Source organism: Massilia timonae CCUG 45783 (genome assembly GCF_000315425.1).
In the GTDB taxonomy this organism is placed as follows: Bacteria; Pseudomonadota; Gammaproteobacteria; order Burkholderiales; family Burkholderiaceae_D; genus Telluria; species Telluria timonae.
Map to the genome: position 1 here is coordinate 736,143 of NZ_JH992922.1, position 21,275 is coordinate 757,417.

The window sequence follows — 21,275 nt, forward strand, 5'->3', positions numbered from 1 at the left end:
CGCGCGTCCATCACTGGTCCACCATCGCCGCCGGCTGGCCGGTATCCGGCCGGGCGAACGAGCGCTGGTAGTTGTCGATGGCGGCGCGCGCGGCGCGGCCATCGAGGCCCAGGGCGGGATTGCCGCTGGCGGCGCCGCTCGGGTCGAGCACCTGGGCCGCCAAATTGCTGCGGGTGGCCGCGCCGAAGCGCGCATCCCAGTCCGGCGTGGTCGAGACGCATCCCGACGCGCCGCAGGCGAGCAGCGCCAGCGCCGCCCATCGTGTGAATGTGGTTCGCATTGCATTCCCCTGTGTCAGTTCGAAGCCGCCGGCGTCAGTTCGAAGCTCCCGGATACCGCGCCGGATACCGCGGCCGGCGGCGTGGCCGGCGCCCCGGCAGGCGCCGCGGCGGCGGGCCGATCTCCTTCCAGCCGCCCGCCCAGCATCAGGCCGGCGCGCGACGGCGCGACATGGCCGTCGGTGGGCAGCACGTGGCTGCCGCCCGGCAGCGGCTTGACCAGGCGCGCCGTGATCACGAACACCAGCTCGGTGCGGTCCTGCTGGTAGTCGGTGCTGCGAAACAGCGCGCCCAGCACCGGAATCTCGCCCAGGCCCGGCAAGCCTTTCATGTTGGCGATCAGGTTGTTGCGCACCAGGCCGCCGATCGCGAAGCTCTGGCCGTCATGCAGCTGCACCGTGGTGCTGGCGCGGCGCGTGGTCACCAGCGGCATGATGGCGGTGCCGGTGATGCCGGTGGCGGTGATGCCGATCCCTTCGCGCGACAGTTCGGACACCTCCGGCGCCACCTTCAGGTTGATGCGCCCGCCCGACAGCACGGTCGGGGTGAAGCGCACGCCGACCCCGAATTCCTTTTCTTCCAGCGTGACGCGGTCATCGTCCTGCGACACCGGGATGTAGAACTTGCCGCCGGCCAGGAACGAGCCTTCCTGGCCGCTGATGGCCAGCACGTTCGGCTCGGCCAGGATGCGCACCAGGCCATCGAGCTTGTCGGCCTCGATGGCGAAGCGGTTGCCATTGGTCTTGACTCCCGACAGGCCGCCGCCCAGCAGGCCGCTCAGGAAATCGGTGGCCAGGGTGGTGGTCCAGCTGCCGGAGCCGAAGCTGAAGCGGGTGCCGGTCTCGAGCCGTTCGAGCAGGGTGCGCGAGATCTCGGCCACCTTGACCTCGAGCTGCACCTGCTGCGGCGCGCTCACCGCCAGCAGGTTGATCACCCGGGCGCCGGCGCCGCCCGCCGCGCCGGCGCCGCTGGCGCCGTTCCTTCCCACCACGATCACGCCATCGGTATCGTTTTCCTTGTCGGCCGCCGGCAGCTGGCGCAGCGGACGCCGCACATAGGCGCCGGCCAGCTCCACCGCGCGCTGCACGACGGTGGCGTCGCTGACGGTTCCGGTCAGGATCAGGCTGTCGTTGGCCGCCATCACGCGGATGTCCTGCTCGTCCGGCATCGCGGCCTTGAGCGTGGCTTCCAGCCCGCTCGGGTCCATCGCGATCGTGATGTCGATCACGCTGCACAAGCCGCTGCGACCCTGCACGATCATATTGGTGCTGCCGACGTCGACGGCGGCGATGTACAGGGTGTCCGGGGCGACCAGCATCGCCTGCACCACGGCCGGGTTGCCGACGCTGCGGCGGGCCACCTTCTCGGGCAGGCGCAGCATGGTCGACTTGCCCATCTGGAGCGCCATCACGGCCGACCGCGCGGCCTCGCCGCGGCAGCCTTCGGCGACGCGCGCGGGCGCTTCGCTCGCGGTGCGGGCGGGCGCCGGCTTCTTCGGCGCCGGCTTCGGTTCCGCCACTTTTTGCGCGGCGGCGGCGGTGGCGGGCGCGGCGCTGGCCAGGGCCGGGCCGGCCAGCGCGGCAAGGACGGCGGCAAGGGTGGCGCGCAATGCGATCGAGGGACGTCGTTTCATGATCGATCCAGTCGGTGGTCAGAAGCATTCCTGCGATGCGTGCAGGCCGTTGATGACGCTGATGCAGTCGCGCTTGGGCGGGGCCGGCGCGCGCGCCTGCTGCACGCGCGGCCGCGGCGGGGCCCGCACCACCGGCGGCGGCGCGGCGGCGACAGCGGGCAGCAGGTTCTCCTTGGTCGCGCCGAAGGTGGCGGCGGCGGCCGGATCGACCTGGTTGCGCAGCGCCAGCGACAGGGTGCCCACGCTGCGCGCCAGGTCCAGCTTTTCGGCCTCGCTTGGCGTGACCTCGAGCGTGACGGCATTGACCACCTTGGGCTTGGTCTCGTCGCGATTGACTTCCTGCGCCACCGCCAGCACCAGGATCCGCTCCAGCACGATCTTCGAGATGCTCTGCTCGCGCGCCCGGGTCGCGTTCGGGTCCGGCATGGTCTCGGTGCTGACGATGATGTCGACGTAGTTGCCCGGCAGGGTGAAGCCGGCCACCCCGATCACGTCGTTGACGCGCACCGTGATCGCGCGCTTGCCCTCGGTGATCAGGGCCGACAGGCCGCCCAGGGTGCCGGCCGGCGCCAGCTTGGCTTCGCTGATCGGTTCGCCCGCGAGCAGGCTGCTGCGCAATACCCGTCCGCCCAGCGGCGCGGGATCGGTGAAGGCGCCCTTCGGCACGCTGTCGGCCGGCCAGTCGGCCAGCTTGAACATCTCGGGCGTCAGGCGCTGGCCGATGTCGACGTCGGCCTTGGCGACGACGATCCGGCCGGCGCTTGCGCCCGGGGCATTGAGCAGCCAGCTCGCCGCCAGCGCCACCGCCAGCAGGCCCAGCAGCACCGCCAGTGCCATCATGATCACGGCACGCTTGTTCTTCATCGCGCATCCCCTTCCTTGTCTTCCCGCTTCATCGCCGCTGGGTTCGATGCACAAGGCAGCGCGGGCGGCAGGGCGCTGGCTCCGAACAGGCTGCTCCAGGCCTGGACCAGGCCGTCCACGTCGCAGCGCGGCGCGCGGCCGGCGAAGCCGGCGAAATCGGCGATGCGTCCCAGCAGCTCGTGCGGCCAGGCGGCCAGCAGCGGGCGCCGGGTGCGGCGATGCAGTTCGTCGACCAGGAAATCGAACGCCGCCTCGTCGACCTCGATGCGGCGCAGCCGCGCCTGGCGCCGCAGCAGCGCGCGGTAACTCGCTTCGGACAGCGGCCCCACGGCAATGCGGTAGCCGATGCGGCGCAGGCAGGCGTCGTCCAGCACCGATTCCGGCGCCAGGCTGGTGGCCAGCACCAGGCCGACGTCGAACGGCAGCGCGTGGCTCGGGCCGTGCGGCACCGTCACGTGGTCCTGGCCGGCCTCCAGCGCGCCCAGCCAGCGGTGCAGCAGCTCGCCGGCCGGCATCCGCTGGCGTCCCAGGTCGTCCAGCACCAGCAGGCCGTTATTGGCCAGGATGTGGGGCGGTGCGCGCAGCACGCCGCTGGCGGCGTCGACCCGCAGTTCCAGCATGTCGCGCGTGAGCTCGGCGCCGACGTGCACCAGCGGCCGCTGGCTCAGGGCCCAGCGCGCGTCGCAACTGCGGCGTTCTTCCAGGCCGCGCATCTGCAGCGGCAACGGATGCAGGGCCGGATCGTGCAGCTGGACGATCTCGTGGTTGACCAGCACCGCGTACGGCACCGCGATCGGATCCTGGCGCAGGCGGGCGAACTTGCGCGCCAGGGTGGTCTTGCCGCTGCCGGACGGGCCATACAGCAGCAGTGGACGGCCGGAATACAGGGCCGCGCCGATCAGTTCGCGCATCGCCGGTTCCAGGCCGTCGCCGTCGAGCACCGCGTCGAGTTCGGCGCGCGCCACGTGCGGCGCGTCCGGCTGGCGCTGCGACTGCTGCGCCACCACCGAGCGCCAGGCCGCCAGGGTCACCGGCGCCGGTCCGGCATAACGCGACTCGGCCAGGTGCTCGCCGGCGGCGCGCGCCCCGGCGGCGGTGAGCTGGTAGTGCACATCGAGATCGGTCTCGCCCGAATAGGCGACTTCGGCCTGCTGGCTGGCGACCAGGCCCTGCAGCACTTCGCGCACCACGCTGACCGACAGCCGCAGGCGTCCGGTCAGCCTGGACAGCGGCGTCTTGCCGCCCGCATGCAGGACCTTGAGCACCAATCCCGTCACCAGGCGCGGGTCGAGCCCGGTGTCGCGCACGGTGCGCGGCTGGCGCGGCAGCACGGCGGCCACGTCGCCATCGCTTGACGACGCGCTGGCCCCGGCCCCGAACGATGCATCGAGCCCGGCGGCGGCCGTGGTGGCCGACAACATTCCCATCATGCACCCTCCTGCCCATGAAGATGTTTCGGAAAACCTTGATTTGATTCTAGCGAGCGGCCTCATCAGGCACTTGATACCTGACAAAGGCCCGACCCGCTGCTCATAACAGCGGCCGGTCGGCGTAGCGACTGACCAGCAGCGCGATGGCGCCGGCGGCGATCGCCACGCCATAGGGAATCGAGCCGGCGCTGGGTTGGCCGCCGGCGCCGCCGATCGCGGGCGCCGGCCCGCGCGGCAGGCGCAGCAGCATGGGCTTCAGGATCGCCCACATATTGGCCAGCGCCATGCGCAGGCGGCCCTTGAAGACGATGACGGCCAGCGCCATGACGCCGCCCACGCACCAGGCCAGGATGGCGATGCGCAGCGCGTCGCCGGGACCGGCGAAGGCGCCGACCGCGGCCATCATCTTGACGTCCCCGGCGGCCATGCCGCGGACCAGGTAAAAAGGCAGGAAGATCGCCAGGCCGGTCGCCGTCCCGCCCAGCCAGGCGAGCAGCCCCGCCAGCGGTTGCGGCGACAGCAGGTGCAGGACCAGGGCGCATGCCATGCCGGCGGCCAGCAGCCGGTTCGGAATGCGCCGGCTCTCCAAGTCCTTGAGCGCCGCCGCCGTCACCATCAGCAGCAGCAGCGTATCGAGGTAAAGTGCGACAGCCATGATCGGACTCCACGAAAAAAAAAGCCCCCCGGGGCCGAACCGCGTCCCGGGGGGCAGGCGGATTACTCCGGAACGACCAACTGATCGCGGATGTAGATGAAGGCCGCCTCGATGTTTTCACCGACTTCGCCAGCGACACCGGCCATCACCACGCCGATGAGGGCGGCGATCAGGCCATACTCGATGGCAGTCACACCGTTTTCGTCAGCGAAAAATGCTTTGATGGCGGAGGTAATCGTGCTCATGACAAACTCCTTATGATGGTTGAGGAAATACTGGCTGCGACTGGGCCCCGTCGCTACTGCTGTGTTACGTTTGCCAGTGAGTTCACTGTACCGATTAGTGCCGTACGGCAAGTTGACCGTCCACAACTTTTCCGTATGGAAATTCATGCTTCTGATGAGAAACAAACTCCCAGGGCGATGTGTCAACGCGCGGGAAACCATGAATAAAAATTGTTAAGAATAGTTGCCGGTAATACAAAAAAGTATTATGCTGTTTTGCTTGACCGCTGAAAAATGCGGCACCGCCGATCATGGCGCTGGGTATCCATTCAGCGCTGTCCGCCCTGTGCGCCACGCCTTGCGCGGGGCGGTCTCCCGGTACCTCTTATTGCTTGGTCTGATAACGACGACATGGATTCCCTGCTGCGACACATGGTGGACATGACCGGCCACCGCGATCACACCATGCTGGACATCTCCGTGATTTCGGCAGTCCAGGAATTGTCCGGCGCGGCCCGCACCCGGGTGCTCACTATCTCCAGCGTCGGCGAACAGTACTTCGTGCGCTCGCGCGCCTGCATCCATGCCGGCGGCGTGGCCTGCCCCGAAGAGCCGCAGGACAGCGGTCCCGGCGAACCGATCGCGCTCTATCCCGAACTCGGCGCCTGCGTGCGCCGCCACGAACCGCGCGCGGAAAGCATCGGCGCCGACGGCCTGCGCCGCCTGTGGCTGCCGATCTGGTTCGGCGACAAGGCCGACACCTGCCTCGAGATCGTGCATGCCGAACCGTTCACGCCCGAGGCGCTGTACATGGTCAACGGGATCGTCAGCGTGTACCGCAACTTCCAGAACCTGCTCGACTACAGCGAACGCGACTCGCTCACGGGCCTGCTCAACCGCAAGACCTTCGACGACCAGCTGGCGCGCATGCTGCACGCCTCCGAGACCGACGCCACGGCCCCCGGCCAGGCCGAGCGGCGCCACCACAACGGCGAAGAAAAGCAGTGGCTGGCGGTGGTCGACGTCGACCACTTCAAGGGCGTCAACGACCGCTTCGGCCACCTGTACGGCGACGAAGTGCTGATCCTGATCGCCAACCTGCTGCAGTCGTCGTTCCGCGCCCAGGACCGGGTGTTCCGCTTCGGCGGCGAGGAGTTCGTGGTGCTGCTGCGCTCGACGAACCTGGAGAACGCCCGCCGCATCATCGAGCGCTTCCGCGCCGACGTCGAGAGCCACGACTTCCCGCAGGTGGGCAAGGTCACGGTCAGCATCGGCTTCACCAGCGTCAGCGCCGCCGATTCGCCGGTGGTCACGCTGGGCCACGCCGACCAGGCCCTGTACTACGCCAAGGCCCACGGCCGCAACCGCGTGTGCCACTACGAAGAGCTGGTCGCCGGCGGGCTGCTGCAGACCGTGGCCGTCAACGACACCGCCGAATTCTTCTGATTCCCTGCACGTGAGGGCAGCGCGTTCAATCGCATGCCGAAGCAGCCGCGCGCCGCGCCGGCGGGTGGCAGGCGCTCAGGCCTCGGCCAGCTGCATGAAGCGCAGCGGCTCGACCTGCCACTTGGCGGCCGACTCGTGGCGCACGATGCGGTCGCCGCCGCCGAAGCCCGTCGCGCGCGACAGGTCGACCGTCTCGGGGCGGATATACACCTGCTGTTTCGCATGGAAGAACACGTTCACCTTCGGCGTGAGCAGGCTCGATTCGTGCGGCTCGACCACCACGCCCAGCCGGCCCGATTCCAGCAGCACCAGGGTGCCGACCGGGTAGATGCCGACGCAGCGCATGAACTCCTGGACCAGCGCCGGATCGAAGTGGTGCTTGCTCCACTCGTAGATCTTGCGCAGCGCCTCGGCCGGTGGGATGCCCTTGTGGTAGCAGCGGTCGGAGGTGATCGCGTCGTACACATCGACGATGGCCGCCATCTGCGCCAGCTCGCTGATGCCGTCCCCGGCCTGGCGGTCCGGATAGCCGCTGCCGTCGCGCCGCTCATGGTGGTGCAGCGTGATGTCGAGCGGCACCGGGCCGATGCCGGGCGTCTTCACCAGGATGTCGTGGCCGTCGCGCGGATGGCGCTTGACGATGGCGAATTCGGCGTCGGTCAGGCGGCCCTGCTTGTTGAGGATGGCGTCCGGCACCATGGCCTTGCCGGTGTCGTGCAGCAGGCCGCCCAGGCCGGCCTGGTAGATGGTTTCCTCGTCCATGCCGCGCGAGCGGCAGAAGGCGACCAGCAGCGCGCACACGCTGACCGAGTGCAGGAAGGTGTAGTCGTCCTTGTTCTTGAGCTGCAGGAGGCTGGGCAAGGCGCCCGAATTGCGCAGGATCGATTCGGTAACGCTCTGCACCACCGGGCTTACCTGGTCCAGCTCGACGGCCTTTCCCAGGCGCGCGTCCTGCATCACGGCGCGCACCAGACCCTCGGCCTGGCGCCGCACATGGATGGCGCGCTGCAATTCCTCGGCCAGCGGCACCCGCATGCGCGCGGAGGCCGTGGCGGCCTGCGCCAGCGCGGTCACCTCGGCCTCGGTGGCGGCCATGCTCTCGTCGACGGTGGGCGCGTCGACGTCCAGGCCGCGACGGCAATCGATCACGACGCCGCGGATACGCGCCTCGACGATCTTGCGGATCTCGGCCTCGTTCGTGATCAGGAACTGGTTGCGTACGAACGGATGCTCCATCCAACCGCAATCCAGGTCGTGGATGAACATGCCCACCCTGAGCTGTGAAGAATCCACTTTTTTCAGCATCTGTCGTATCTCTTCTTCTGCATGAATTCCGATTATGCATTGAGTATAACAAGCAGATTGCATAATGGAACTTAATGTTGCCTTAGGGATACGCAATGTGAAATTGATCGAAGCCAGCCGTATTACTTCGCCGCGAGCTTGACGTTAACGTTAACGTCATATACCGTACCAGCATCCGTCCTCACCGCTCACAAGGACCCGTCCCTCATGAACGACATCACTCCCGTCGCGAAGCTCGACCTGCCCGAACAGCCGCGCCTGGCCAACAAGGTCCGTTTCGTCACCGCCGCCTCGCTGTTCGACGGCCACGACGCCTCGATCAACATCATGCGCCGCATCCTGCAGTCGAACGGCGCCGAGGTGATCCACCTCGGCCACAACCGCTCGGTCGACGACGTGGTCACCGCGGCGCTGGCCGAGGATGCGCAGGGCATCGCCATCTCGAGCTACCAGGGCGGCCACGTCGAATACTTCAAGTACATGATCGACTTGCTGCGCCAGCGCGGCGGCGAGCACATCAAGGTGTTCGGCGGCGGCGGCGGGGTGATCGTCCCGAGCGAGATCGAAGACCTGCACGCGTATGGCGTGACGCGCATCTTCAGTCCGGAAGACGGCCAGCGCATGGGTCTGGTCGGCATGATCCGCTCGATGCTCGAAGCCTGCGACGTCGACCTGTCGCCCTACGCCCCGACTTCGCTCGCGGCGCTGCGCAGCGGCGACATCGCCGCGCGCCACCGCCCGCTGGCCCAGCTGATCACGGCGCTGGAAAACGATCGGGTCGACCCGGCCCTGCGCAAGGAGATCCTCGACACGGCCGACACGCTGCGCGTGCCGACCCTGGGCATCACCGGCACCGGCGGCGCCGGCAAGTCCTCGCTGACCGATGAGCTGATCCGCCGCATCCGCCTCGACCAGGGCGACCGCCTGAATATCGCCGTGATCTCGATCGACCCGTCGCGCCGCAAGTCGGGCGGCGCCCTGCTGGGCGACCGCATCCGCATGAACGCGATCAATCCCTGGAACGGGCAGCAGCGCGTGTTCATGCGCTCGCTGGCCACGCGCGAAGCGGGCTCCGAGATCTCGCAGGCCCTGCCCGACGTGATCGCCGCCTGCAAGGTGGCCGGCTTCGACCTCGTGATCGTCGAGACCTCGGGCATCGGCCAGGGCGACGCCGCCATCGTGCCGCACGTCGACACCTCGATGTACGTGATGACCCCGGAATTCGGCGCCGCCTCGCAGCTCGAGAAGATCGACATGCTCGATTTCGCCGATCTCATCGCCATCAACAAGTTCGACCGCAAGGGCGCGCTCGACGCGCTGCGCGACGTCGCCAAGCAATACCAGCGCAACCGCGAACTGTGGTCGATGAGCCCGGACCAGATGCCGGTCTACGGCACCCAGGCCTCGCGCTTCAACGACGACGGCGTGACCGCCCTCTACCACGGCCTGCTGCCGAAACTGGCGGAACTGGGCCTGAAGGTCGAAACCGGCAAGCTGCAGGCGCCGGCGCAGCGCTACTCGAGCGGCAAGAACGTGATCGTGCCGCCCGCGCGCAGCCGCTACCTGGCCGAGATCGCCGACACCGTGCGCGGCTACCACCGCCGGGTCGGCACGCAGGTCAAGCTCGCGCGCGAGCGCCAGCAGCTGCAGGAGGCGAAGCGCATGCTGGCCGCGGCCGGCAAGAACACCGATTTCGACGACGTGATCGCCCAGCGCGACAACGCCATGGACGGCGAAGCCAGGGCGCTGGTGGCCTCCTGGCCGCAGCTGCAGGCGACCTACGCGGGCGACGAGCACGTGGTGAAGATCCGCGACAAGGAAATCCGCACGCGCCTGATCTCGACGACCTTGTCCGGCAACCCGGTGCGCAAGGTGGCGCTGCCGCGCTTCGAGGACCATGGCGAGATCCTGCGCTTCCTGATGCTGGAAAACGTGCCGGGTTCCTTCCCCTACACGGCCGGAGTGTTCCCCTTCAAGCGCGAGGGCGAGGATCCGACCCGCATGTTCGCCGGCGAGGGCGACGCCTTCCGCACCAACCGCCGCTTCAAGCTCGTCTCGACCGGCATGGACGCCAAGCGCCTGTCGACCGCCTTCGACTCGGTGACCCTGTACGGCGCCGACCCGGCGCTGCGCCCGGACATCTACGGCAAGGTCGGCAACTCGGGCGTGTCGATCGCGACGCTGGACGACATGAAGGTGCTGTACGACGGCTTCGACCTGTGCAGCCCGTCGACCTCGGTCTCGATGACCATCAACGGCCCGGCCCCGACCATCCTGGCGATGTTCATGAACACCGCCATCGACCAGCAGATGGACAAGTTCGTCGAGAACAACGGGCGCCAGCCGAGCGGCGAAGAAGCCGCGCAGATCCGCGCCTGGGTGCTGACCGCCGTGCGCGGTACCGTGCAGGCCGACATCCTGAAGGAAGACCAGGGCCAGAACACCTGCATCTTCTCGACCGAGTTTTCGCTGAAGGTGATGGGAGACATTCAGGAATATTTCGTGACGCACGGCGTGCGCAATTTTTACTCGGTGTCGATCTCGGGCTACCACATCGCCGAAGCGGGAGCCAACCCGATCTCGCAGCTGGCGTTTACCCTGTCGAACGGCTTCACGTTCGTGGAAGCGTATCTGGCGCGCGGCATGCACATCGACGACTTCGCGCCGAACCTGTCGTTCTTCTTCTCGAACGGCATGGACCCGGAATACACGGTGCTGGGCCGCGTGGCGCGCCGCATCTGGGCGGTGGCGATGCGCGACAAGTACGGCGCCAACGATCGCAGCCAGAAGCTCAAGTACCACATCCAGACTTCCGGCCGCTCGCTGCACGCGCAGGAGATCGACTTCAACGACATCCGCACCACCCTGCAGGCGCTGATCGCGATCTACGACAACTGCAATTCGCTGCACACGAATGCCTACGACGAGGCGATCACCACGCCGACCGACGAATCGGTGCGCAGGGCATTGGCGATCCAGTTGATCATCAACCGGGAATGGGGCCTGGCCAAGAACGAAAACCCGAACCAGGGCGCCTTCATCATGGACGAGCTGACCGACCTGGTCGAAGAGCAGGTGCTGCAGGAGTTCGAGCGCATCGCCGAGCGCGGCGGCGTGCTGGGGGCGATGGAAACCGGCTACCAGCGCGGCAAGATCCAGGAAGAGTCGATGCTGTACGAGCACCGCAAGCACGACGGCAGCCTGCCGATCATCGGCGTCAACACCTTCCGCAACCCGAAGGGCGCCGCGCTTCCCGCCACGATCGAACTGGCCCGTTCGACCGACGAGGAAAAGCAATCGCAGCTGCAGCGCCTGGAAGACTTCCACCGCCGCAACGCCGATGCGGCGCCAGCCGCGCTGGCCGCCCTGCGCCAGGCCGCGATCGACAACGAGAACGTGTTCGCGCGCCTGATGGACGCGGTGCGCGTATGCTCGCTGGGGCAGATCACGACCGCGCTGTTCGAGGTGGGTGGGCAGTATCGCCGCAATATGTGAAAAAGGGGCGCGCCAGCCGCGTCCTTATTCCCTTCCTGACATACCGACCAGTACCTGTCTGGATCTGGCTCAATTCAGTTATGTGGCGAAAATGCGCCACCATGCCAGCGCTTCATTTAAAGGTTGATACAGCATTAAAAAATGTGCAATATGGAAATGTTATTTACATTGATTTGTTGCATCTTTACCTGTTCAACCCAGCTTGAAGGAGCATTACCGTGGATCTGATCGACCAGCTCAACGCACTGGCTACCCGTATTCGTGCTACCAAAGACCTGATTCAGACAGAAGAGGCTACCAAGAATGCCATGGTAATGCCATTCATTCAGATCCTCGGCTACAACGTTTTCGATCCAACCGAAGTCACCCCGGAATTGATCGCGGATGTCGGGACCAAGAAGGGCGAAAAGGTAGACTATGCGATTCTGCGCGACGGGAATCCCATCATGCTTTTCGAGTGCAAACGTTGTGGTGGCGACCTGCATATTAATCATGCAAGTCAGTTGTTCCGTTATTTCCATGTCACCGAATCCCGCTTTGGCGTGTTGACGAACGGCCTGAAATACCGGTTCTTTACCGATCTCGAGCAACCGAACAAGATGGACAGCACGCCATTTTTTGAGTTCGACATCCTCGATTTCAAGGAGCGTGACGTCGAGGAGCTGAAAAAGTTCGCCAAATCGAGCTTCGATATCGACACAATTCTTAACACTGCCAGCGATCTCAAATATACGCGGGCCATTCAAGAACGCTTGAACGAGTGGGTGGCCAATCCTCCGGAAGAATTCGTGCGCTTGCTGTCTGCCGACCTGCTTGGCGGGCGACGCTTCACGCCGACACTCAAGGACCAGTTCACGCAGATCACAAAACGTGCTTTTGAACAGCTGCTAAGCGAGCGCATCAACGTACGACTGAAAGGTGCGATGGCCGCCGAGGCGCCAACGACGTCCGAGCATTCCGCGCCGATCATTCCCCACCCTGCAGATGAAGCCGAAGTCGAAACCAGCGCCGAGGAAATCGAGGGCCTGCATATCGTTCGCTCGATTTTGCGCGATGTCGTCAGCCCACGCCGCATCGTCATGCGCGACAACCTGAGTTATTGCGCCATTCTGCTCGACGACAATAATCGCAAGCCCGTCTGCCGCTTGCGCTTCAATAACACCCAGAAGCTGGCGGTTGGCATATTCGGGCCGGACAAGGCCGAGGAACGTTTTCCACTCGAAGAAATCGATGATCTCTACAGTTTTGCCGATCGGTTGCGAGCGACCGTGTCAATGCACTTGCCGGTCGAGGAATAAACCGAGCCGGGCACGCGAGCTTTCGACCGGCTGGCATTGTTCTCCTCTGGGCAGATGATCGACTGCGCACCTGCCGAAGCACAGCGGGGCAAGCCTGTTCGCATGGACGAACCTACAATGTCAGCAAGACCCCACAGGAGCTCGCATGTCCATCCAGCCAGACCAGCTCGCCGCCCTGATGCGCGAAGTCGAACGGGAAGACCCGATCGACTTCGCCGACCTGCCCTTCCCAGAGGACGAGATGCGCGCCATCGTCGCCGACCACCTGTGCGAGATGGCGGCGGCGATGGAGAACTTTAGCGAGGAAGACCGCACGCTGACCTTGCTCGCCGTGGCGGCCAAGCTGGTGCTGGAAAACCTGGTGCTGCATGTCCAGCTGTTGCGGCGCCACGGCCTGCCGGTGGGCGAGAACGTCGAAGCCCTGCTGGGCCGGCTGCGCCGCGACCCCGGCCTTGACGGCAGCGGCGAGGGGTAATTTTCCCCTGTAGTAATTTTTTCAGCATTCACGCAACACGCATCGAATAAGTTTTGCAATAGCTGTGTCCGTTTGTACACTGGGTGCGCGGTTCCTTCAGGTATGATTTGTTGTTGAGAATTTCGCTTACCCAGCGAAACGACCGTCTCCACTGCCTGAGGAATTCCACATGCCGCGCCATCCCACCAAGCTCAAACTCACCGCCGCCCTCCTGACCGGCGCCCTCCTGACCGTCGGCCTGGCCGGCTGCAACCGGACCCAGTCGACCGAAACCCTGCTGGCGGAAGCATCCGAATACCAGCAGAAGGGCGACATCAAGGCTGCCCTGATCCAGCTCAAGAACGCCGTGGCGAACAGCCCGGAAGACGGCGAGGCGCGCCTGGCGCTGGGCACCCTGCAATTGTCGACCGGCGACAACGTCTCGGCCGAGAAGGAACTGGGCCGCGCGCGCGCGCTCGGCATCGCCGACGAGCGGGTGCTGCCGCTGCTGGGCAGCACCCTGGCGCAGCAGGGCAAGTTCAAGGAAGTGCTGGAGCTGATCACGCCCGAGAAGGCCGGCAAATCGGCCGCGCTGCTGTCGCTGCGGGGCGACGCCTTGCTGGGCAGCGGCAAGCCCGACGAGGCGAAACAGGCCTACGAGGCGGCCCTGGCCGCGAACGCCAATTCCGGCGATGCCCTGATGGGCCTGGCGCGCCTGTCCGCCGTACGTGGCGAGCGCGACGCCGCCCTCCTCTACGTCGACCAGGCGGTGGCCAAGGATCCGAAGAATCCCGAAGTCTTCATCATGCAAGGCGCGATGCTGCGCTCGATGAACAAGCCGGACGAAGCCCTGGGCGCCTACGACAAGGCGCTGGCGCTCAAGCCGGATCACCGCGGCGCCCACATCGAGAAAGCGTATATCGAGATCGCGCGCGGCAAGTTTGATGCGGCAAAGAAGGAAGTCGAGGCGGCGGAAAAGAATTCGCCGGGCAGCCTGCTGGTGGTGTACACCCGCGCCCTGTATGAATTCTCGCAAGGCAAGCATTCGGCGGCGCGGGATGCGCTGGCGAAGATCCTCAAGGTCGCGCCCAACCATTATCCGAGCATCCTGCTGGCCGGCGCCTCCGAGCTGCAGCTGGGCGGCACCCAGCAGGCCGAACAGCATCTGCGCAAGTACCTGGAAGCCAATCCGAACAACGTCTATGCGCGCAAGCTGCTGGCCCAGGCCCAGCTCAAGAATTCGCAGCCGGCCGATGCCGCCGCCACCCTGGCGCCGGCCCTGAAGGATGCGCCACAGGATGCCCAGCTGCTGGCCCTGGCCGGCGAATCGTACATGCAGGTGCGCGACTTCGACAAGGCCGCCAACTACCTGCAGCAGGCCGCCACCCTGGCGCCGGAGGCGGCCGCGGTGCGCACCTCGCTGGGGCTGTCGCGCCTGGCCCAGGGCGACCAGGCGCGTGCCCTGAGCGACCTCGAGATGGCCGCCACGCTCGATCCGAAATCGCTGCAGGCGACCATGGCCCTGGTCCAGACCGAGATCAATATGAAGCGCTACGACAAGGCCCTGGCCGCCGTCAATGCGCTCGAAAAACAGCAACCTGACAGCGCGCAAGTGCAGCAGCTCAAGGGCGCCGTCTACATGGTCCAGAACAAGCACGCGGAAGCGCGCGCCGCCTTCGAAAAGGCGCTGTCGCTGCAGCCGAGCTTCCTGCCGGCGGTGACCAACCTGGCGCGCCTGGACGTGCAGGACAAGAAGCCGGATGCCGCCAAGGCCCGCTTCACCGCCTTCCTGGACAAGAACAAGGACAACGTCGAGGCCATGACGGCACTGGGCGAACTGGCCATGCTGCAAAAGAACCAGGCCGAGGCCACGAGCTGGTTCGAGAAGGCCAGCGCAGCCAATCCGAACGCCACCGCGCCTTCGCTCAAGCTCGGCGCGCACTACCTGGCCACCGGGCAGGCGCCCAAGGCACTGGCGCTGGCGCGCAAGCTCCAGACCTCGCATCCGACCGATGCCGGCGTGCTGGAACTGCTCGGCCAGTCGCAGGCCGCGAACAAGGACCTGAACGGCGCGCTCGACACCTACAGCAAGCTGGTCAACGTGCTGCCGAAGGCGCCTGGCGCCCAGCTGCGCCTGGCTCAGGTGCAGCTGGCGCTGAAGAACGAATCGGCGGCCGCCACCCACCTCAAGCGCGCGGTCGACCTCCAGCCCGACTTCGTGCCGGCGCGCCTGATGCAGGTCGACCTGGCGCTGCGCGGCAAGCGTCCGGACGAGGCGCTGGCGGTGGCGCGCGAGCTGCAGAAGGCGGCGCCCAAGGCGCCGGTCGGCCACGTCATCGAAGGGGACGTGCTGATGTCGCAGCAGAAATTTGCCCAGGCCCAGCAGTCCTTTGAAAAAGGCCTGTCCCTGGCGCGCTCGTCGGAACTGACGGTCAAGGTCATGCAGGCCATGCAGGCCGGCGGCAAGAGCAAGGAAGCGCTGGCGCGCGGCCAGGCCTGGCTGGCCGCCCAGCCGGACGACGTGCGTGTCTTGCTGCTGGTCGCCGAGCTCAACCTGGCGTCCAAGGACTACAAGGGCGCCATCGCCAGGCTCGAGAACGCGCAGAAGCGCGCTCCCGAGCATCCGCTGGTGCTGAACAACCTGGCCTGGGCCTACCAGCAGGTGAAGGACCCGCGCGCACTGGCGACCGCCGAGAAGGCATACAAGCTGGCCAGCGACAGCCCGGGCGTGATGGACACCCTGGGCTGGGTGCTGGTGGAGCAAGGCGACACCGCGCGCGGCCTGCCGCTGCTGCAGAAGGCCAGCAGCCAGGCGCCGAACTCGATGGAGATCCGCTACCACCTGGCGCAGGCCCTGCACAAGAGCGGCGACAAGGCCGGCGCACGCCGCGAGCTCGACAAACTGCTGGGGTCGAACGCGCCGTTCGCCCACGCCGACGAGGCGCGCGCGCTGCTCAAGACCCTGTAAGCGGTGCCTTCGCCGCGGGACCTGGCCCGGTCCCGCGGCGCACCCGTTGAGGCGCCCTTCTTCCCATCAGTAAAGGCTCGCGGCCTCATCCTATCGAACGCTGGATTTATTAATGTCGCGATAAGATAACGTTCTCCTAAATGAGGATGTTTATCGTGGACGACGATTCGTACGGAATCCGGCTTACCGATACTTCGGACGGTCGTAACACGGCCAGTATGCTGATCAACAGGATGTATGCCTGGCGCGGCTACGCCGGAGATCACCAGCCCAGTAGCGACCCCAACCGCATCACCCTGACCGCCACCGACAAGGGCGACGTGGTCGGCACGCTCAGCATCGGCATCGATTCCGAGGTCGGCCTGATGGCCGACGAAATCTTCAAGGACGAACTCGACGCCCACCGCCAGCGCGGCGCGAAACTGTGCGAGTTCACCAAGTTCGCCTTCGACCCTTCGGTGCGTTCCAAGACCGCGCTGGCCAATGTGTTCCACCTGGCCGTGATCTACGCGCGCGACATGCATGGCTGTACCGACATCGTGATCGAGGTCAATCCGCGTCACCGCCGCTTCTACGAGCGCATGCTGGGTTTTCGCAAGGAAGGCGAACTCAAGATCAATCCACGGGTCGACGCGCCGGCCTACCTGCTGCGCGTGAACCTGGCCTTCGTCACCGAACAGATCGACCGTTTCGGCGGCACCTGGGCCGCCGAGGGCGAAACAGAAGAACGTTCTTTCTATCCATATTTCTTTTCCCCACGCGAAGAGCGTGGCATTATCAATCGCCTGTTGCGCATGGACGAATCGCATCCGGCATGAGGCCGGGCTCTTGTTCCCCACTTTTTTTGAACCAATGAATAAACCGTTCAACTACGAACAGGCTTTCTCGCGCAATATCGGCTGGGTGACGCAAGCCGAACAGCAGCAATTACGCGGCAAGCGCGTCGCCATTGCCGGCGGCGGCGGGGTCGGCGGCGTGCACCTGCTGACCCTTGCGCGACTGGGTGTGAGCCGCTTCCACATCGCCGATTTCGACAGTTTCGACATCGCCAATTTCAATCGCCAGGTCGGGGCCATGATGTCGACGGTCGGCCAGCCCAAGGCCGAGGTCCTGGCGCGCATGGCGCGCGACATCAATCCCGAGATCGAGATCGAGATCTTTCCGGACGGCGTGCACAAGAACAATCTCGACGCCTTCCTGGCGGGGGTCGACCTGTACGTCGACGCGCTCGATTTCTTCGCCTTCGACGCGCGCCAGCAGACTTTCGCCGCCTGCGCCCGGCTCGGCATCCCGGCCACCACCGGCGCGCCGCTGGGCATGGGAACGGCCCTGCTCAACTTCATGCCGGGCAAGATGACCTTCGAAGAGTATTTCGGCTGGGGCGACCTGCCCGAGCAGGAGAAGGCGATCCGATTCGTGGTCGGCCTGGCCCCCGCCGGCCTGCACCGGCCTTATCTGATGGTGCCGGGATCGGTCAACCTGGCGGAGCGGCGCGGCCCATCGACCATCATGGCTTGCCAGCTGTGCGCCGGCGTCTGCGCCACCGAGGCGCTCAAGATCCTGCTCGGCCGCGGCGACGTGCTGGCGGCGCCCTGGGGCATGCAGTTCGACGCCTATCGCAACAAGCTCAAGCGCACCTGGCGGCCGGGCGGCAACCGCCATCCGATCCAGCGGCTGATGCTGGCGATCGGGCGGCGCCAGTTCGCGCGCATGGCGGCCGCCGGACGCTGAGCGAGCGCCGCCGGCCGGCGGCTTCCCGGACATAAAAAAGCCACTGCCGGATCGCTCCGGCAGTGGCTTTTACCTTTGCACATCGAGCCTGCGAGGCAGGCCCGTGCGTCGTGCTCAGGCGGCTTTCTTGTTGCGGCGGCGGGCGCCGTACAGGCCCAGCATGCCCAGGCCCAGCAGGGCGACCGATGCAGGCTCAGGCACTTCGGCCGCGTTGCCGAAGACCACGTCGAGCGAACCATTGATACGCTGGGTGCCGCCGACCTGGAAGTTGTTCAGCTGGCCCGACTGGAACGACATGTTGTAGAACGGATTCGGCGAGGTAAAGAACTCTGGACCGAAACCAGCCAGGGCGAACGTCGAGTCGGCGCCGAAGCTACCGCAGTTGATGCCGCGAGGACCGCAGGTCGGCAGAGTCGGATCGAGTACGCCGAAGCCCGACAGCGGATCGCCTTCCGCCAGCAGCAGGTCGTCGCCGGTGTTGCCGAGGATGACGCCGTCAGCTCCCGTTGCGCCAAGGCCGAAGGTGGTGTTCAGGCCTGCATCCAGGTACATCGCCAGGCTACCGCTGCCTTCGGTGAAGGTGAACTGATTACGCCCGTTCACGACGCCATAGGTGCCGCTGGCCCGGTACACAGCATACAGGCCGTAGTCGTTGGTCAACCCGGTGCCGTTGACGGTGGTATTGCCTTCGCCGGTAACGAATTGGCCTGCATTCCAGTACAACGACACGTCGAAAGTACCGCTCGTGGAAGTAGGGGTGCTCGGAGTGAAGGTAGCGACTTCGCTGTAGTTGCCGGTGATCTTGTCGGCGGTGAACGAGCGGCCGTCATACTCCACGGTGAACGGGTTGAAGTTGTCGGCGTGGGCGGCGGTGCCGAACAGCGAGGTGGCGGCAATGGCGCAAGCGATTACGGTCTTCGAAACTGCTTTCATCTTGGATCTCCTGGTTGTAGGGTTCGTACTAACGATCTCTATGTAAGCAACCATCGTGCCAGCAAACTCGATCCTTTTAAAATCAACTACTTAAGCCAGTATTTCGTAGAAGAAATTACAACACTGTAAAAGATCCCGACAGCCCCATTTAAGAAATTCTCATGGCGCTGTCGGTCTTGTCCTACAGGGGTTTCCGCAGCACTACATTCCAGGTATTTCCGGAGGTGAATTCGCTGGCGACCTCGTAGCCAGCCGCCAGCACCTTGGCGCGCAGCTCCTCGACGTGGAAGGGGCTGTACAGGATGCCCTTGCGGATGCCCCAGTCATTGATCTTCTGCGCCGCCCAGCGCAGCGGTGCGAAACCGGACGGATACAGCAGCACGTTGGCGGCCAGCGTCCCGCCCGGCTTGAGCACGCGCAAGATGTCGCGCAAGGCGCCGTCGACCGTCGGGAAGCAGTGGATCGAATTGGCGATATTGGCGGTGTCGAAGCGGTTGTCGGCGAACGGCAGCTGGGCCGCGTCGGCATGCTGCACCTCGACCTGCGGATTACCGGCGAAGCGGCGCTTGGCGCCGGCCAGCATCGACGGGGCGTAGTCGATGCCGGTCACCTTGACCGGCGGCAGCTTGCGGCGGCGGCGCCAGTTCAGGACCATCTCGAGCAGGGTGCCGGTGCCGCAGGCCACCTCCAGGTGGTCGGGTCCGAAATTCGGCCCGAAGAAGCGCATCTGGGTGCCGATCGTGCTGTTATAGGCGAAGGTGAGAATGAAAAAGCCGCGCAGGTCGTACCACCACGGTTCGGATGAATAGGCTTCGGCGATTTCATCCCTGGTCTTACCGGTCGTCATGGAGCGTCCTCGTTGATTGGATAGAAGCGGAAAATATAGGTCGTTAATGAACTGCAGGCAAGCGAGGATCGGGTAGCTCAGCCCAGCTGGCGCAGGCGGTTGATGATGCCGGCCTCTTCGCGCGGCGAGAAGAACCACGGAAACAGCGAGCGCTCGCCCACCGCCCGGTCCTGCATGCCGCCCCATTTCTCCACCTGTTCGGTGCCGAAGGCGGTGTCGACGCGCAGCAGCACCGCCGGGGCCTGCACCCGCGGGTTGGGGCGCGACTCGCACACGGTCTGGAAGCCGAGCATGGCTTCGTAGAAGCGGCGATGACGCGGATTGACTTCGATGAAGATATCCTTGCAGCCGTTCAGGTCGCGGGCATAGATCAGGGCCACGTGGAACAGCGAGGCCAGCACCGCCTTGGACTTGACCGCCGGGTCGACCGCCAGCTTGGTGATCTCGCACACCCGCCCGTCGCTGCGCCGCACATCGATGCAATCCTTGAACACCTGGTCGGCCAGCAAGCCGATCTCGGAATCCAGGCCCAGGCTCAGCGTGCCGAACACCTGGCCGTGGTCGGATGCCGTCAAGGTGATCCGGTTGGGGTCGCTTTGCACCTGGTGGTTGCCGCTGTAGCCGCGCCAGGAATACATCTTACTGATGAGCATGCTGGCGGAATTGCGCTGTGAATCGATATCGGCCGCGCGGATACCGAACACGCGCTCGTTGATGGCGACGTCGATGATGCTGGGTCCGTCGGAAGCGGCGACCTCGTCGTCGCCTGGGCCGGCACAGAAGGAGGCCGGCGCTAATGTCTCGATCATGGTCATTCTCCAGGCAGTCCGGCACGTCGAGTGACGGCGGCATTCCTGATCATCATAGCATTATAAATTACAAATTATCAATTGTATTAACTAGGAGTATTTAATACTTTGACATTTTGAATGTCACCGCATGGTGGACGATAGCAGCTTCAGCAGGCACTGCGGCGCGCGGGGACAATATGTCTTGAAGAAAGTAACCAGCGCACTGGTGGTGACCGGTTGTGCGGCAAGGCGCCGCCGTGGCGAACGCCAGGGGGAAGACGACCGGCGCGAGGGCCGGCCGGGCAGGATGAACGGGCTTAGAAGAAGCTTTCGGGAATGACCAGGATGTCGCCTGGACGCATCATGACATTGGCCGAGATGTCGCCATCCTTGATCAGGTCGTCGAGACGCACATTGATTTTTTCCTGCTTGCCTTCGACGGTGCGCACGATGCTGGCCTTGTTACCCGAGGCAAACTCGGTGACGCCGCCCACCGCGATCAGCACGTCCATCAGCGACATCTCGCGACGATACGGCAGCGCCTGCGGGCGCGCCGCCTGGCCGATCACGCGGATCTGTTCGTTGAAATTGCCGACGAAGTTGGTCACGACCACGGTGACCACCGGCTGCTGGATGAACTGGGCCAGGGCCTGCTCAATGTCACGCGCGAGCTGGGTCGAAGTCTTGCCGGCTGCCGGCAGGTCTTCGACCAGCGGAGTCGTGATCTTGCCATCCGGCCGCACCGGGACCGACATCGACACTTCCGGATTGCGCCAGACGATGATGTTGACGGCATCGCCCGGTCCAATCAGATAGTCCGGGTTGACCGGCGCCAGCGCGGCGGTGCTGGGAGGTACCGGAGTGGAACAGCCGCCCAGCAGCAGCATGCAAGCGGCGGCGCCGGTTGCCAACAGATTCTTCAT

General features: G+C 65.4%; 19 protein-coding genes. 7 read left to right on the forward strand and 12 right to left on the reverse strand.

The window, feature by feature from the left end:
- Nucleotides 1-10 precede the first annotated feature (10 nt).
- The 7 genes from HMPREF9710_RS03110 to HMPREF9710_RS27655 all read right to left on the reverse strand — a co-directional run bounded on the left by HMPREF9710_RS03110 (nucleotide 11) and on the right by HMPREF9710_RS27655 (nucleotide 5,397).
- Nucleotides 11-280 carry a hypothetical protein gene (locus HMPREF9710_RS03110; RefSeq protein WP_005663816.1) on the reverse strand — a complete coding sequence of 90 codons (270 nt, stop codon included), beginning with the start codon at nucleotides 278-280 and terminating at the stop codon, nucleotides 11-13.
- A gap of 14 nt (nucleotides 281-294) precedes the next feature.
- The gene (locus HMPREF9710_RS03115) at nucleotides 295-1,911 is read right to left on the reverse strand and encodes a type II and III secretion system protein family protein (RefSeq protein ID WP_005663818.1); all 1,617 of its coding nucleotides are present in this window, start codon (nucleotides 1,909-1,911) and stop codon (nucleotides 295-297) included.
- Between the two features lie 18 nt (nucleotides 1,912-1,929).
- Nucleotides 1,930-2,775: a Flp pilus assembly protein CpaB gene (cpaB, locus tag HMPREF9710_RS03120; protein WP_005663820.1), complete on the reverse strand. Its 846-nt coding sequence runs from the start codon at nucleotides 2,773-2,775 to the stop codon at nucleotides 1,930-1,932.
- Nucleotides 2,772-4,205, reverse strand: a complete 1,434-nt coding sequence (locus HMPREF9710_RS03125; RefSeq protein WP_005663822.1) for a DUF8689 domain-containing protein — start codon at nucleotides 4,203-4,205, stop codon at nucleotides 2,772-2,774. The genes cpaB and HMPREF9710_RS03125 overlap by 4 nt, the downstream gene beginning before the upstream one ends.
- Before the next feature lie 100 nt (nucleotides 4,206-4,305).
- Nucleotides 4,306-4,860 (reverse strand): A24 family peptidase, encoded by a 555-nt coding sequence (locus HMPREF9710_RS03130; protein ID WP_005663824.1) that lies wholly within the window; start codon nucleotides 4,858-4,860, stop codon nucleotides 4,306-4,308.
- A gap of 62 nt (nucleotides 4,861-4,922) precedes the next feature.
- On the reverse strand, nucleotides 4,923-5,105 hold the full coding sequence (locus HMPREF9710_RS03135) for a Flp family type IVb pilin (protein WP_005663826.1): 183 nt from the start codon (nucleotides 5,103-5,105) through the stop codon (nucleotides 4,923-4,925).
- Between the two features lie 94 nt (nucleotides 5,106-5,199).
- Nucleotides 5,200-5,397, reverse strand: coding sequence for a hypothetical protein (locus tag HMPREF9710_RS27655; protein WP_157225418.1), 198 nt, complete (start codon nucleotides 5,395-5,397; stop codon nucleotides 5,200-5,202).
- Nucleotides 5,398-5,495: 98 nt separating this feature from the next.
- On the opposite strand from HMPREF9710_RS27655, the gene HMPREF9710_RS03140 reads away from it, so the two are divergent.
- Nucleotides 5,496-6,530: a GGDEF domain-containing protein gene (locus tag HMPREF9710_RS03140; RefSeq protein WP_005663827.1), complete on the forward strand. Its 1,035-nt coding sequence runs from the start codon at nucleotides 5,496-5,498 to the stop codon at nucleotides 6,528-6,530.
- Nucleotides 6,531-6,605: 75 nt separating this feature from the next.
- Here the strand turns inward: HMPREF9710_RS03140 and HMPREF9710_RS03145 are convergent, their stop codons facing one another.
- Complete coding sequence (locus HMPREF9710_RS03145; protein ID WP_307159350.1) at nucleotides 6,606-7,823, reverse strand: HD-GYP domain-containing protein; 1,218 nt, start codon at nucleotides 7,821-7,823, stop codon at nucleotides 6,606-6,608.
- A gap of 219 nt (nucleotides 7,824-8,042) precedes the next feature.
- On the opposite strand from HMPREF9710_RS03145, the gene icmF reads away from it, so the two are divergent.
- The 6 genes from icmF to HMPREF9710_RS03175 all read left to right on the forward strand — a co-directional run bounded on the left by icmF (nucleotide 8,043) and on the right by HMPREF9710_RS03175 (nucleotide 17,781).
- Nucleotides 8,043-11,330 carry a fused isobutyryl-CoA mutase/GTPase IcmF gene (gene icmF / locus HMPREF9710_RS03150; RefSeq protein WP_005663831.1) on the forward strand — a complete coding sequence of 1,096 codons (3,288 nt, stop codon included), beginning with the start codon at nucleotides 8,043-8,045 and terminating at the stop codon, nucleotides 11,328-11,330.
- A 218-nt stretch (nucleotides 11,331-11,548) separates the two neighbouring features.
- Entirely contained in the window at nucleotides 11,549-12,628 is a 1,080-nt protein-coding gene (locus tag HMPREF9710_RS03155) for a type I restriction endonuclease (RefSeq protein WP_005663833.1), read from the forward strand.
- Between the two features lie 145 nt (nucleotides 12,629-12,773).
- Nucleotides 12,774-13,103 carry a hypothetical protein gene (locus HMPREF9710_RS03160; protein ID WP_005663835.1) on the forward strand — a complete coding sequence of 110 codons (330 nt, stop codon included), beginning with the start codon at nucleotides 12,774-12,776 and terminating at the stop codon, nucleotides 13,101-13,103.
- A 169-nt stretch (nucleotides 13,104-13,272) separates the two neighbouring features.
- On the forward strand, nucleotides 13,273-16,050 hold the full coding sequence (gene prsT / locus HMPREF9710_RS03165) for an XrtA/PEP-CTERM system TPR-repeat protein PrsT (RefSeq protein WP_005663837.1): 2,778 nt from the start codon (nucleotides 13,273-13,275) through the stop codon (nucleotides 16,048-16,050).
- Nucleotides 16,051-16,268: 218 nt separating this feature from the next.
- The gene (locus tag HMPREF9710_RS03170) at nucleotides 16,269-16,868 is read left to right on the forward strand and encodes a GNAT family N-acetyltransferase (protein WP_229409713.1); all 600 of its coding nucleotides are present in this window, start codon (nucleotides 16,269-16,271) and stop codon (nucleotides 16,866-16,868) included.
- Between the two features lie 34 nt (nucleotides 16,869-16,902).
- On the forward strand, nucleotides 16,903-17,781 hold the full coding sequence (locus HMPREF9710_RS03175) for a ThiF family adenylyltransferase (protein WP_005663841.1): 879 nt from the start codon (nucleotides 16,903-16,905) through the stop codon (nucleotides 17,779-17,781).
- 114 nt (nucleotides 17,782-17,895) lie between these two features.
- Here the strand turns inward: HMPREF9710_RS03175 and pepA are convergent, their stop codons facing one another.
- From pepA to HMPREF9710_RS03195, 4 genes are all read right to left on the reverse strand, one after another.
- Nucleotides 17,896-18,714 (reverse strand): flocculation-associated PEP-CTERM protein PepA, encoded by an 819-nt coding sequence (gene pepA / locus HMPREF9710_RS03180; RefSeq protein ID WP_005663844.1) that lies wholly within the window; start codon nucleotides 18,712-18,714, stop codon nucleotides 17,896-17,898.
- Nucleotides 18,715-18,895: 181 nt separating this feature from the next.
- Nucleotides 18,896-19,561 carry a class I SAM-dependent methyltransferase gene (locus tag HMPREF9710_RS03185; protein ID WP_005663846.1) on the reverse strand — a complete coding sequence of 222 codons (666 nt, stop codon included), beginning with the start codon at nucleotides 19,559-19,561 and terminating at the stop codon, nucleotides 18,896-18,898.
- 77 nt (nucleotides 19,562-19,638) lie between these two features.
- Nucleotides 19,639-20,370 carry a GNAT family N-acetyltransferase gene (locus HMPREF9710_RS03190; protein WP_005663848.1) on the reverse strand — a complete coding sequence of 244 codons (732 nt, stop codon included), beginning with the start codon at nucleotides 20,368-20,370 and terminating at the stop codon, nucleotides 19,639-19,641.
- Between the two features lie 299 nt (nucleotides 20,371-20,669).
- Nucleotides 20,670-21,275: an XrtA/PEP-CTERM system exopolysaccharide export protein gene (locus HMPREF9710_RS03195; protein WP_229409714.1), complete on the reverse strand. Its 606-nt coding sequence runs from the start codon at nucleotides 21,273-21,275 to the stop codon at nucleotides 20,670-20,672.